The sequence below is a fragment of the Anaerotruncus rubiinfantis genome (genome assembly GCF_900078395.1).
GTDB lineage: Bacteria > Bacillota > Clostridia > Oscillospirales > Ruminococcaceae > Anaerotruncus > Anaerotruncus rubiinfantis.
In genome coordinates this window covers 355,185-368,514 of the sequence record NZ_FKLA01000008.1, presented here as the reverse complement: position 1 = coordinate 368,514, position 13,330 = coordinate 355,185, and the positions used below count along the sequence as shown (strand labels likewise).

The 13,330-nt window shown below is 55.1% G+C and carries 13 protein-coding genes; 3 read left to right on the top strand and 10 right to left on the bottom strand.

Translation table 11 applies throughout. The features are described from left to right. Positions 1-20: 20 nt before the first annotated feature. Together BN4275_RS04115 and BN4275_RS04110 are read left to right on the top strand one after the other, a co-directional pair. Complete coding sequence (locus BN4275_RS04115; RefSeq protein ID WP_202614981.1) at positions 21-869, top strand: L-ribulose-5-phosphate 3-epimerase; 849 nt, start codon at positions 21-23, stop codon at positions 867-869. 97 nt (positions 870-966) lie between these two features. Then, positions 967-1,728, top strand: coding sequence for a DeoR/GlpR family DNA-binding transcription regulator (locus BN4275_RS04110; protein WP_066454288.1), 762 nt, complete (start codon positions 967-969; stop codon positions 1,726-1,728). 117 nt (positions 1,729-1,845) lie between these two features. Here BN4275_RS04110 and BN4275_RS04105 read toward each other — a convergent pair whose 3' ends face one another. From BN4275_RS04105 to BN4275_RS04060, 10 genes are all read right to left on the bottom strand, one after another. Then, a complete protein-coding gene (locus BN4275_RS04105; protein WP_242863556.1) occupies positions 1,846-2,625 on the bottom strand; it encodes a 3-ketoacyl-ACP reductase in 780 nt (259 codons plus the stop codon). Positions 2,626-2,642: 17 nt separating this feature from the next. Further along, entirely contained in the window at positions 2,643-3,965 is a 1,323-nt protein-coding gene (locus tag BN4275_RS04100) for an oxidoreductase (protein ID WP_066454286.1), read from the bottom strand. Between the two features lie 11 nt (positions 3,966-3,976). Next, positions 3,977-5,983: an FAD-dependent oxidoreductase gene (locus BN4275_RS04095; RefSeq protein WP_066454283.1), complete on the bottom strand. Its 2,007-nt coding sequence runs from the start codon at positions 5,981-5,983 to the stop codon at positions 3,977-3,979. 41 nt (positions 5,984-6,024) lie between these two features. Next, the gene (locus tag BN4275_RS04090; protein ID WP_066454279.1) at positions 6,025-7,290 is read right to left on the bottom strand and encodes a TRAP transporter large permease; all 1,266 of its coding nucleotides are present in this window, start codon (positions 7,288-7,290) and stop codon (positions 6,025-6,027) included. 6 nt (positions 7,291-7,296) lie between these two features. Next, the gene (locus BN4275_RS04085) at positions 7,297-7,770 is read right to left on the bottom strand and encodes a TRAP transporter small permease (protein ID WP_066454277.1); all 474 of its coding nucleotides are present in this window, start codon (positions 7,768-7,770) and stop codon (positions 7,297-7,299) included. Between the two features lie 100 nt (positions 7,771-7,870). Then, complete coding sequence (locus BN4275_RS04080; protein WP_066454275.1) at positions 7,871-8,941, bottom strand: TRAP transporter substrate-binding protein; 1,071 nt, start codon at positions 8,939-8,941, stop codon at positions 7,871-7,873. A 62-nt stretch (positions 8,942-9,003) separates the two neighbouring features. Continuing rightward, a complete protein-coding gene (locus BN4275_RS04075) occupies positions 9,004-9,903 on the bottom strand; it encodes a shikimate dehydrogenase family protein (protein WP_066454265.1) in 900 nt (299 codons plus the stop codon). 254 nt (positions 9,904-10,157) lie between these two features. After that, complete coding sequence (locus BN4275_RS04070; RefSeq protein ID WP_066454263.1) at positions 10,158-11,207, bottom strand: LacI family DNA-binding transcriptional regulator; 1,050 nt, start codon at positions 11,205-11,207, stop codon at positions 10,158-10,160. A 142-nt stretch (positions 11,208-11,349) separates the two neighbouring features. Then, positions 11,350-11,727 carry a dimethylsulfonioproprionate lyase family protein gene (locus BN4275_RS04065; RefSeq protein ID WP_066454261.1) on the bottom strand — a complete coding sequence of 126 codons (378 nt, stop codon included), beginning with the start codon at positions 11,725-11,727 and terminating at the stop codon, positions 11,350-11,352. Positions 11,728-11,774: 47 nt separating this feature from the next. After that, positions 11,775-12,530 carry an SDR family oxidoreductase gene (locus BN4275_RS04060; RefSeq protein WP_066454258.1) on the bottom strand — a complete coding sequence of 252 codons (756 nt, stop codon included), beginning with the start codon at positions 12,528-12,530 and terminating at the stop codon, positions 11,775-11,777. A 216-nt stretch (positions 12,531-12,746) separates the two neighbouring features. On the opposite strand from BN4275_RS04060, the gene BN4275_RS04055 reads away from it, so the two are divergent. Next, positions 12,747-13,319: a YcxB family protein gene (locus tag BN4275_RS04055; protein ID WP_066454254.1), complete on the top strand. Its 573-nt coding sequence runs from the start codon at positions 12,747-12,749 to the stop codon at positions 13,317-13,319. The last annotated feature ends 11 nt before the right edge of the window (positions 13,320-13,330 follow it).

Sequence of the window (13,330 nt, the reverse complement as noted above, 5' to 3'; positions counted from 1 at the left end):
CTGTGCTGGGCGGACATCTTTTGGGGCTTTATGAAAAGGCGATGCCGGACAGGATCGCGCTCTGGGAAAAATTTTCCTTGGCAAAGGAATTGGGATTTGATTATGTTGAAATATCGGTCGATGAAACGGATGAACGAATCGCAAGGCTTTATATGACCGATAAAGAACAGGACACGCTTTTGGACAGGATAACCTCCGCCGGTCTGCGCCCGCAGTCCCTATGCCTCAGTGCCCATCGGCGCTTTCCTTTCGGCAGCGCCGATGAAACGGTCCGTCAAAGGGCTTATGATATCATGGAACGCGCCATCCGCTTCGCTCACAGGCTAGGCATCCGCGTCATTCAGCTGGCGGGCTACGATGTGTATTATGAGCCTTCCACCCCGGAAAGCCTGGCAGCTTTTCTCCAGGGGCTCAGAGATGCCTGTGCCATGGCCGCAAGGTATCAGGTCATGCTCGCCATGGAGATCATGGACACCAAGCTCATGAGCAGTATCGGCCGCTATATGGAGTACAAAAAGCAACTCCCCTCCCCTTGGTTTACGGTTTATCCCGATGTGGGCAACCTCTCGGCGTGGCAGGAAAACGATGTGTTTTATGAGCTCAGTCTCGGGAAACACGAAATGGTCGCCATACACATCAAAGAAACGCAAAAAGAAAGTGAAAAAGGACCCGGCTGCTTCAAGCGCGTTCCCTTTGGCACAGGCTGTGTAAATTTTCAGGGAATTTTCGCTTATCTGGAAGGTTTGGGGTACAGTGGACCCTATACCATGGAGATGTGGCACAGGGAGGGCGGCGATGCAAAAATGCAGATAAAAGAAGCCAAAGCTTTCATTGAAAGGCAGTTTTACGGCGCCGTGCGGAATCCATGAGATCCCAAAGCAACCTTTTTGTTTTTTACTTGCTTTTTTTACCAAAGTGAATATAATGAAATAATATGAAAGAAATCGTATTTAGGGGGCAAATTCTTTGTTGCAGCATGACAGACTTATAAAAATACAAGCGTACCTTAAAGAAAATCAGGCCGCTTCTACCAAGAGTCTGGCTGAATATTTGGGGGTCAGCATTGTTACCATCCGAAAGGATCTTGACATGATGGAGGATGCAGGTATCGTTACCCGCACGCATGGCGGCGCCATCCTGGTTGACGCTTCGGCAAACTCCAAGCCTTCTCAGCCTCCGCTGTTGATTCCCGACAGGATTGATATCGTCACTGATCTTGCAAAAGATTACGTCTGCCCCGGCGATTTCATCTATTTGGGCTCTGGCCGCACCTGCATCTCCCTTGCGGAAAAAATCAAGGAAGTAAAAGGCATTTCCGTAATCACCAACAATGTCTCCGCACTGAGCATCCTCAAGCCTCATGTGGAGAACATCGTGCTTCTCGGCGGGGAAATTGTCATGACCCCGGACGGCCTCTTTTCAGCCTATGACGCCAATTTCAGCAAGCTGGTCAGCGGCTTGTTTGTCAATAAGGCTTTTTCCGGCGGCGTTGGCATTGACAGCGAGATCGGTTTGACCGTTAACAATATGCTAAGCGCCCACGTCACCCGCACCATCCCGCAGCTGTCTGAAGAATGGTATGTCATGATGGACTCGAGCAAATTCGGCATCCGCGCTTTTTATCAGGCTGCGGAACTGGACAAGATCTCCCACCTGGTTACGGACGTCACCAATGAGACCGAGCTTCAAAAATTCAGGGATAAAGGCCTGCACATCATCAGCCCCTGACAGGCCGATGCCGTCCACGGGATTCCTCCGCCTAAAGGAACATTACAAAAAATCCGCCCGTCCATTTAAAAATGGACGGGCGGATTTTTTGCTTTTAGAGGATGCCTGCCGGACAACTCACAGACGGCGAATGGAGAAACCTCCATCCGCATTCAGCACCTGGCCGGTGGCAAAGTCCAACCGGCCGCTGCAGGCAGCGACAACACAGTTGGCGACATCCTTCGGCTGGCCGAAGCGCCGGATCGGCGTAACGCCTTCCGAGATAAGTTTTTCGTATTTTTCAGCCACTTTCGCGGTCATGTCGGTCATGATAATCCCCGGGCGGACCTCAAAGACCGGAATACCGTAATCGGCCAGACGGTCTGCAAACAGCTGGGTGGTCATCGAGATTGCTGCTTTGGAGATACAGTATTCGGCACGGTTGGTCGAGGAAGTATAGGCGGAAATCGAAGAAATATTGATGATACGCGGGGAATATTCCGCGATGTCTCCCGCTTCCTTGAAGGCAATCATCTTGTTGGCCGCAAGCTGGCACATAAAGAAGGTTGAACGGGCGTTGGTATTCACCACATAGTCGTAGCTTTCCTCGGTGGTTTCCAGCAAATCCAACCGGCTCTTGGGCGCGACACCCGCACAGTTCACCAGAATATCGAGTCGGCCGAACTTTTGACAGACCGCACCGAGCAGGGCCTCGCGGGAGGGCGCGTCTGAAATATCGCATTGCATATATTCACAGCTGTCCTGCAGGCCCAGCGCTTTCATCTCTTCCAGCGCATCCTGCGCGTCGGCGGAAAACGCGGACATGACCACATAACAGCCGGCCAGGCCCAGCTCTTTCGCAATGCCGAGGCCGATCCCCCTGCGGGCGCCGGTGACAACAGCAACTTTTTTCATCATTTTGACATTATCCCCTTTTATGTATTCATACTGCGCAAGATGTCCAGATAGGGGTGCGGCATACGCACCACACATCCGGTCAGCTTGCCGGCGCGGATCAGAACCCCGCATTTGCCGCAGGTCACACAGACCTTTTTGGGATCGATCGTCCCGGTCGCCGCAATTTCATTGGGGAACTCCGGATCGGCAAAGGACAGCCGTCCAAACAGCACTTCATCGCAGCAGCCGTCCAGAATCGCTCCCGCTGCCAGGTTCGGTGAATAAGCACGCAGATAGCTGGGCGCCGACGCCGAAACCATCAGATCCGGCAACGCTTCTTTCACCGCTTTGCATCCCTCGTACATCCGCGCGATACCCTCAAACGGATGCTCCGGCGGCGGATAGTTGCCCAGATCATACGGGCGGGTGACGTGGGTATCCTCATAAGGGTTTCCCATCGTGATATTGGCAAATTGCAGACCGCATTCCTCATACAGGATTTTCATCAGCCGGACGCCTTCCGTATAGTCCGGCGCAAGTCCGCCTTCCGGCCGTACGCCAAACCCATAGGGATAAGCGTAACCGTCATAGATGCCAACCCGCGCCACCACCTGGAAATCGTCGGTCTCCGCCTGCTTTGCGTTTTTAAACGCGTTGATAAAGAGACGGAACCGGTTTTCAAAACTGCCGCCATACGGGCCCGGCCGGGTATAGGCTGACGCGAGTTCCGCGAGCAGGTAGCCGTGGCAGCTCTTGATGTCGGCCGCGTCGAACCCTGCTTCCCGGCAGAGTACCGCCGCCTGACCGAATTTCTCCTCCAGGCCCTTCAGGTAATCATCGCTCGCGATGCAGCTGTCGTCCGCGGGACGGCGCTGTTCATAAATTGGGTGCCGGTAAGCGATGATCGGCTTGGGCACGCCGTCCGGTTTGGCATAACGTCCACTGTGATTGGCCTGCATGATCAGATAGGGGGCAAAGCCGTTTGCCCGCATACCCGCCTCCTTGACCTGCGCGGTCAGCCGCTGGAAAGCCGGCAGCGTCTCCCGACTGAGCAAAAGCTGATGCGGGCTGGACCGGCCCTCTGGCACAATCGCGACCGCTTCCAGCCAGATGACGCCCGCGCCGCCTTTCGCAAGGCGGATATAACGTTCAAAAGTCTTTTCGGAAGGCGAACCGTCCGGATTGGAATCCGCTCCTTCCATTGGCGCGATGCCCAGACGGTTACGGATCTCCACCTTGCCGAAGTTAAACGGCGTATTCAGAACCGCGGTGTCCGCGCTCAGCGGAAAAGAAACTCCCACCCGCTGCTGTTCCGCCCTGATTTCATCCAGTGAATGATAGTGAAATTTTGTATGCTCCATGGTATTCCTCTCTATCCCTTTGCACCGACCACACGGTCGTTCAGATAATCGTTGTAGGTGACCTCAAACCAGCAGTTGTCCTCCGGAAGCGGCCTGCGGGGGATATTCTCCACCACGACCCGGCCGTCCGGCTCCAGCGTCACTTCCTGGACGGATCCGGCATGGCGGCCATCATCCAGAACCGACGCAACGCCATTCGCGCGGCAGTCGTCATAGCTGATATCGCCGCGGTCGACCAGATAGGAACCGCGGCTTCCGCCGCCGTCCGAAATGTATGCCTTCATGCCGCTGAGGTAGACAATCTGCGTGACCAGGATATCCCGGTTGATCAACGCGTCAACCACGCGGCCGGTGCTGTCCGCAAGCGTCTGGCGGGTGAAGTCCCTGAGATAGCCCCTGCACCGTTCGATCTGTTGTTCGATTTCCTGGCTGCGGCGCAGGAACGCCGCGCAGACATCCATCTCACGCTGGTATTTCTCCCGAACCTGTTTGGGCGGCAATTTTTCCTCTCCGGGCTTGGCCAGTTCGTCGCAGAAAGACAAAATACGGGAAACCTCCACTTCAGCAGCAGCTTGCAGCGCCTCTGGGGAAAGCGGCGGCTCGGCCGCCCGCGCAGCGATATACTGCGCGGCGCGCAGCGAACCCACCTGCCCCGCGTTGAGCGCGCTGCCGCCCGGCCGGTAAACGCCGAAGTTGCCGCAGGCCTCCCCCACCGGGAACAGATGCTTCACATTCGACTGCCACCACATATCCGCCTGCAGGCCGCCGTTATTGTGCTGCGCACAGACGGCGATCTCCAAAAGGTCCCTTGTGAGGTCGATCCCATGATCGGCATAGAGCTGATAGGCCGGCCGGTTCATCGCCAGCAGACGTTCAATTGGTGTGCCGAACAGCACGCCCGATTTTTCCAGGTATTGATAGGCTTCCTGGGAAAGCAGCGAGAAGTCAAACGTCCCGTCTTTTCCCGCGCAGGAGGGGTTCTTTGTAAAGTCGAGGAACACTCTGCGCCCCTTGCGGTTGATTTCGTGATAAACAGCGATGTCCACAAGGGACGAGCCGCCCTTTTGTACCTTGCGCGGGTCAAACGGCCACTGGTATCCCTTGAGGAACACCGCGTTCAGCATCGCCTGCGGGTCCTCGAAATAGTCCAGCAGAAACTCCCGCGCGTCCGACCCATCGGGCGCGGTTGAGAGGTAGCGCGGGATGACCTGCTGGTAGGTGCCCGAAAGATTCCACCTAAAATCGGTGGACGCGATGCCGTACTGCCATTCGCCCACATTGCTGCCCTTCGCCCCGCACAAAAACGCCGCGCCGTGGGCGCAGGTCTGGCTCTGTGGGAAAACGCTGCGGTAGTAAAGCCCGCTCGGGCCGCCGGTCGCGTAGACGACGTTGGTACAGCCGAACAGGGTGAGCCCTTCCTTGGCGGACGGGCTGCGTTTATTGATGGCAAGCGCGCCGACAACGCTGGTTTCGCCGTTTTCTTCCCGGGTCAGCAGGCTGACAATCCGCAAAGCGTCAAAAACCGCAATCCCCTTCTGCCGGACCGAGCGTTCGAGATGCTCGGTCATGTACCGGGAAGTCAGCGGCCCGCAGGAGGTCGCGCGCTGGGAGGGGTCATGGTCGGTCTTATAACCCACATACTGGCCGTAACGGTCATGTGGGAACGGCACTCCCAAATTGACCAGTTTGTAAAAGCATCTGGCCGAAAGGGCGGCTTCCACCAGAGCGGTGTCGCCATGGACCGACTGTCCCCCATACAGCACCTTTGCCATATCATAAACCGAATCCGGAGTCCCGGAGGCCAGGGAAAGCTTGTAGTAGGTCTGTTTATCCGAACCCGTATTGCGCGAGGTGCCCATATTGACCCCTTCGGTCACGATCGCAACGTCTTTCTGGCCGAAATCGTAAAGACTGTCGGCGGCGTTGAAAGCCGCTGCCCCCGAACCGATTACAATGGTATTGTAAAAATGGACGGGGATTTCCACGCCCGATATGGCGATTTTCGTATTCTCTTGCATGGGGGGAACGCTCTCCTCTCTGATTTCTGGGCCGCCCAACTTTACATATTGACCAGCAGCATGCTCAGCGGCGGGAAGAAGGTAATTACCAGCAGCGCCACAATCATAACCGCCCACAACGGCAGCATCGGCCTGATCATATCTGTCAGCGAAGTCTCCGAAATGCGGGAGGAAACAAACAGGGTGATGCCGACCGGAGGCGTGCTCATACCGATTGCCAGGTTGACGGTGACGATAATGCCGAAGTGCACCGGGTCAACGCCGAACTGGGTCACCAGCGGGAGCAGGATCGGGACAGCGAGGATAATTGCAGGCGTGGAATCGAGGAATGTGCCGAGGATCAGGAAGATGACGTTGATCGCAAGCAGCATCACAATTTTGCTCGAAATAACCGAGCTCATCGACGCGGCAACTTTCGCGGCAACATTCTGGCTGGTCATCAGCCATGCGAGGATGTTGGTGGTCGCAACGCAGAACATGATACCCGAAGAGGTCATCGCGCTCTTGACGAAAATGTCAGTGAGATCGGACAGGTGCAGTTCCCGGTAGATGAAAAAGCCGACGATCAGTGCATAGACCACTGACACACAGGCCGCTTCGGTCGCGGTGAAATAGCCCGAGAAGATGCCTCCGATGATGATGAAGATCATGAAGAGCGCCCATACCGCGTCCCTGAGCGCGATAAAAAATTCCTTGACCGTTGCGCGCCGCCCAGCCGGATAGCCTTTCTTATGCGCAATGACATAGACGCAGGCCATCATGGCGATGCCGAGGAAGCAGCCGGGCAGGTAGCCGGCCAGGAACATCGAACCGACCGAAACATTGGCGGTGGTCGCATAGATGACCATGACGACGCTTGGCGGGATGATGATGCCGAGCGGGCCGGAAACCGCGGTGATAGCACCGGAGAATTCCTTGTCGTAGCCCTGTTCGCGCATCGAAGGGATGCAGATGCCTCCGATCGCCGCGCTCGCGGCCGAACCGGAACCGGAGATCGCGCCAAAAAGCATGCAGCTGAGGATGTCCACCATGCCCAACCCGCCGCGGATATGGCCGACGATGCTGTTTGCAAAGGTGATCAGCTTTCTTGAGATGCCGCCCTTTTCCATCAGGTTGCCCGCCAGGATGAAGAACGGGATTGCCAAAAGCGAAAAGGTGTCGAGCATGGTATACATGCGCTGCGGCACAACCGTCAGCGGGACGTTGCCCACAAAAAGCAATCCCCAGGTCGCCGCCAGGCCGATCGCATACGCAATCGGGATTCCGAGAACCAACATGATGATCAAAATAATAAATACCATTGCCATATTGCGTCAGGCCTCCTTTCTTGCTTTGGCGTCTTTCCAGATCGATTCGATCAGGTGCAGGATCACCAGCACGCCGTTGATTGGGAAAATCGTGTAGATATAGCTCATTTGGATCCCCAGCGCGGGCGAGATACGGTTGGTATTGGACATCATCAGTTTCACACCGAAATAGATCAGAATGACGCTGAAAAGGGCCACCAGCACAAAGCTCAGGTATTTGAGAATCTTCTGCACAACCGGGGAGCATTTGGTCACAAAGAAATCCACACAGAAGTGTCCGTTGTCGGCGGAAACCAGGATCGCGCCGATAAAGGTACACCAGATGAAAAGGAATTTGCACAATTCCTCCGACCAGCCCAATGGGTTATGTAAAAATACACGGAAGGTAACCTGCAGAAAAGCGACCGCGGTGAAAGCCACCATCGAGATAACCGCCAGGGCCGTTTCCACTTTCCGCAAGCCGGAAAAGAAAGTTTTCATACTTGCCTCCAAAGCGTGTTATTGTATTTGCGCCCAGTGGAGTTCCCACTGGGCGCATGTTTGACCATACAACAAACAGGAAAGCCGGAATCTTCTGAACTTATGCCAGAGCCTGGATCTTATCGATGTTCTCCTGGCCGACAACGTCACGGAAGTTGTCCCAAACTTTCTGCGCGGCAGCGATCCACTCGGCCTTGTCGACCTCGGTGACAGTCACGCCGGCGTCTTTCAGCGCGGTCATGGCGTCCTCTTCCTGGGAGAACCACAGTTCGCGCTCGTACTGCATCATATCCTTACCAGCCTGGATGATCGCATCCTGGTATTCCTGCGGCAGGGATTCGAGGTAGCTTTTGCTCATGACAACGATATCCGGAGTCATGATGTGCTCGGTCATGGTCAGGTACGGAGCCGCCTCAAAGTGTTTCTGCTGATAGTAGAAGATCGGAGCGTTCTCAGCGCCGTCAACAACGCCGGTCTGCAGAGCGGTGTACAGCTCGCCAACGCTCATCGGGGTGCCCGCGCAGCCAAACGAATCGCACAGGCCCATGAAGATCGGGGACTCCGGAACGCGGATCTTCCAGCCCTTGATGTCGCTCAGGGCGTTGATCGGTTTGTTGGTGTAGAAGCTGCGGGAGCCGGCATAGAAGTAAGCGATGCCGATCATATCCTGGGTGCCCAGAACGTCTTTCGCATAGTACTCGCCGATTTCGCCGTCGATGACTTTGAAGAACTGATCCGTGTTCTGGAACATGTAAGGCAGGTCGAAGATCTGGATCTCAGGGCAGTAAACCGACAGGCCGGTGGTCATCGATTTTGCGATCTGGACGGTGCCAAGGCTCAGTCCTTCCACCAGGTCGGACTGGTTGCCCAGCGAGGAGTTGACATACACTTCCACCTTGACCTTGCCGCCCGTCAGTTCCGCGACACGGTCTGCAAACCAGTAGTAGGACTGGGAATGCGGGTGGTCTTCAGCCAGAACATCGCCCAGCTTCAGGACATATTCAGCTTCACCGGAATCTGCGGGAGCAGCGGAGGAATCCGCCGGAGCAGTGGAAGCCGCGGGTGTGGACGCTGCAGGGGCCGCGGAGGACGCGGGAGCGGAAGAACCGCCGCAAGCTGCAAACGAGAGGACCATTGCAAGCGCCAGAGTAAGAGCAAGTAGTTTTTTCATATCTTTTCTCCTTTTCTTTTGCTGTTTTTTATTTTTATGAGGGAATCCTCATAAATGACAAATCAATGTGCGGATTCCTGGATGAAACGCAGCCCATCCTGCCGCATCTGCTCAGGCTCCACGTCCATACCGGTCCAAATCTTGAACGAACAGACGCCCTGATGCGAAAGCAGATCCAGCCCGTCCACAATCGGATGCCCGAGCTGCTCGGCTTTTTCCAGAAATTTGGTCTTGAGCGGGGTATAGATCGCGTCGAAAAAGATCGCGTCCGGGTCCGCATATTCGTACGGGAACTGCAAATACAGATCGCCGTCGCAGTTAAGGCCGTTCGGCGTGGCGTTCGCCACCACGTCGGCGCCGGCAAGCGCCTCTTTCCACCCGGCCGGGTCCCAGTCCATAAGACACACCGTGCTGTGCGGCGCTTTCTTCTGCAGGCGCCCGGCAAAAGCCCGGAAGCTGTCCACATAGGCGGTTTCTTCCATGCGGTTGACCGCAATGATCTCCTTTACCCCCTGCAGCGCCGCCTGTGCGGCAGCCGCTTTGGCAAAGCCGCCCATCCCAAGGATAAATACCCGGTTGATTGGCCGGTTTTTGACATTGCGGGAAGCAACCGCCGTCCAGAATCCGCGGCTGTCGGTGTTGTAGCCGATCAGCCTGCCATTCTCATTCTGCACACAGTTGATCGCGCCGGTGATTTCGGCCTCGTCCTTGACCTCATCCATATGGGAAAAGACCATTTCCTTGAGCGGCATTGTGAAAACATATCCCTTCAGGTCCATGAACCGGAGCGAACGCATCATTTCATCGACGTGTTCGGGATCGCAGCGGACCGCCAGGAAAACCTTATCCATCCCGAAACGCCGGAAGGCGTTATTGTGGATGACCGGGGACATCGAATGGGAAATGGGGTCTCCGAGGATCGCATAAAGGTCGGTTTTGGCATTGACAATGAATGGTTCCATGGATATATCACCTCCTATGAAAACGTTTTCAAGTGCGGCAAAAAAATATTGTTTTTCCCGTATACGCCTTTCACACACCAAGGCGTCTCAAGAAAACGTTTTCATGACTCGCAAAAAATAATGATCTTTTGTTTTCAGGCATTTTGAAGAATGTATGTTGTCATCCGGTCCCAAAACAGTTCCTTCTTTGCCGGCCCCAAACCGGCCACACTACTCCTTCACCTATTAAAAGATCGTCCGGCACATACCACGCGCTAAAACGCGCATGGTATGTGCAATTCCTTATTCTCTTCTCTGCCGTCCGCAGCGCGAACCGACTGCCGCTCCACCACCCGTACGGGAAAAACCTGCTGCGGCTGATCGGGCGGCTCACGCTTTTCAATGATCGCGATCAGCTGCCTGGTCGCGGCACGCGCCATTTCATAGAGTTTCTGTTCCACCGTGGTCAGGTAATAATTCTCCGCAAATGGGACATTATCGAATCCGATGACCGAAACATCCCGCGGGATGGAACAGCCCAACCGGTTCAGGGTGATCATCACGTCGAATGCGAGCGGGTCGCTCGATGCGAAGATCGCTTCCGGAATCCGGTTATATTTTTTGTAGTAGGACAGGATGCATTCGGAACCGTTCTCCCGCCCGTCCTTAACGCCTTCCAGACAGATGGACGGATTGAATGGGACCCCATATTCCGCAAGGGCCTTTTTGTAACCCGCAAGCCGCTGCCCATACAGCGCCAGGTTTTGACGCCCGCACACGACGGCAATCTCACGAAATCCCCGGTCCAACAGATATTTGGCGGCGAGATATCCCCCCTCCAAATTGTCCGAAACAACCGAATCCCGTGGATCTCCGGTTTCACGCATCAGGCAGACCACCGGGACGCCTTCCCGGCGAAGCTTATAGATCTCGGCGCTTTCGCCGCCGGCCAGCGCTGTGGAAAAAAGGAATCCGTCCACAAAGTCCCCTTTGAGCTTTTCAACGTACCCCTTTTCCTTCGCTTGCTCCTCCTGCGTATTGCAGAACAGCACGAAATAACCGTATTTCTGCGCTTCATTTTCCACAGTGATCGCAAGGGATGGGTAAATCATATTGACCAGATTTGGGATGACAAAAGCGATCGTATTGGTACGGCCACTTTTCAAAGCTTTCGCAATTGCGCTCGCCTTGTACCCGGTCACCTGTACGGCATCCATCACGCGTTGTCTGGTTTCTTCCTCCACCGGGGCGGTATTGTTCATCACGCGCGAAACCGTGCTGATCGATACATTTGCCAGACGCGCAACATCTCGAATCGTCGACATAGGATGCCCTTCTGCATTTCAAAATTTTAGGAAAACGTTTTCATCGACATAATAATAACAAAATGTTTTCCTGTTTTCAATAGTCAAATTCCCCAAAATATCGTCAAAAATTTCAGCGGAATCGAAAAATTCAAGTCCAATTTTACTTTAATTCGCCGGACTGTTCCTGCGCCCAATGGTCAACCACCACGCTCGGCGCATAGACGAACATCATGTGCAGATCCTCCTCACCGGTGTTGGCGAGGGCATGAGAAAGCATCGGCGGGATGAAGGTATAGTCGCCCGCTTTGACCTTGCGCACTTCCCCATCAACAGTCAGTTCCCCTTCGCCTTTCAGGATAGTGTAGGACTCCACCGTTTCGTGCTCATGCGCCGGAACCGTGCCGCCCGGATATACCACGACATACCCCTGGCAGAACTTGTCTCCTTTGATCGCGCCATTCTGCCCGATCATCACACGCGTCCTGCGGCCCGCCGGCATTTCCATTCCCTCAATTTCAAATATGTTGCAGAGTTCCATATCCGTACCTCTCTTTTTCTAAAATTTTTATCATCCCAAAGGACGGGTCACCGCGCGGAATAGCCGCCGTCCACCGGGATCATCACACCTGTGATATAATCGGAAGCCGCGCTTGCCAGAAAGACCGCGACCCCTTCAAAATCCTCCGGGCGCCCCCAGCGCCCGATCGGCAGGCGTTCATCCATTGGGGCGCGCCGCACAGGGTCGCTCCAGATCGCGCGGGTGAGTTCGGTTTCAACATAACCGGGTGCGATCGCATTGACACAAATGCCCTTGCCGGACAGTTCGTTTGAAAGCGCGCGGGTGAGTCCCAGGATCGCATGTTTCGAACAGGTATAGCCGCTCACTTCAACGCCGCCGAAGCTGGTAAACAGCGAGGCGGTGTTGATGATCTTGCCTCTGCATCCGCGCGCAATGAAATGCCGCGCGGCTTTCTGTGCCAGATCGTACGGTGCCTTTAAATTGACCGCCAGCACCTTGTCGAGCACCTCCTGAGGATAGGTCAGGATGCTTTCCCGGTGCTGCATGCCGGCATTGTTGCAGAGGATATCGATCTTCCCGGCCGCCGCGACAGCGGATTCCCAAGCCTTGCCTACCCCCTCCTGCGTCGATAGATCGGCCTCGACACAGTGACATGCCCGCCCGAGCGCATGGATTTTTTCGGCGGTTTCGGAGAGATCCGCCCGGTCGACCGCGACAATATCCGCGCCCGCCTTGGCGAGCCCGGATGCGAGTCCGGCTCCAATGCCGCCCGCACAGCCGGTGACCAGTGCAATTTTTCCTTCCAATGAGAATAAGTCCATCAGCTTTGCTCCTTTCGTCGATGATGAAAACGTTTTCAGAAAGCAGCAAAAAATGTACGGCGTCTTCTGCGCCGCTTTTCATTTGATGTGATTCATTTTAACCGCTCCGAGCGCGGTTGTAAAGATCAAAAATACACAAAATTTCGCGCGCTCTTTACACACGGACAAAAATTTTCTATACTATATGGGAAATCCATTTTGACGGGAGAGGTCGTTTTGGCGGAATCTTACCATGCCGAAATCCAATATAACGAACAGGCGATCCGCACGCTTGCCAACATCCAGTACCGCGTGTTCGGCGCCAAAGTCCGCACCGCCGTCATCACGGCGTGTTGTGTTTTTCTCGCCCTTGGCGTGCTTGGAAACCTGAGCACCTCCTGGCGCATCTTTTTTTTGATGCTCGGCTGCATCCCCATCCCCAGCATCAACCTGCCTGCTAAGATGGTCGCTGAACGGGTGATCCGGCAGTTTGGCGGAAATTTTCCATTGATGTCCTACGATTTCGGGGAGGCTGGAATTCATGTCGGAACCGGGCAGGGTCGGCAGGACCTGCTCTACAGCGACGTCTATCGGCTGATGGAGGACAGCGATTACCTGTTTGTGCTGATGCGGGACAAGTCCGCTTACCTTTTGGAACAAAGCGGCGATTTTGAGCAAATCAAATCCCGGCTGACACAGCGGACCGGACTCGGATGGGTTGTCAAACGAAAGGCCACCCAGGTTTCGCTGCGCACCCTGTCCCGGGACTACCAGGCCACCCGCCGCCATTCCAAATATGACCGGCATTGACAGTGTTCCGC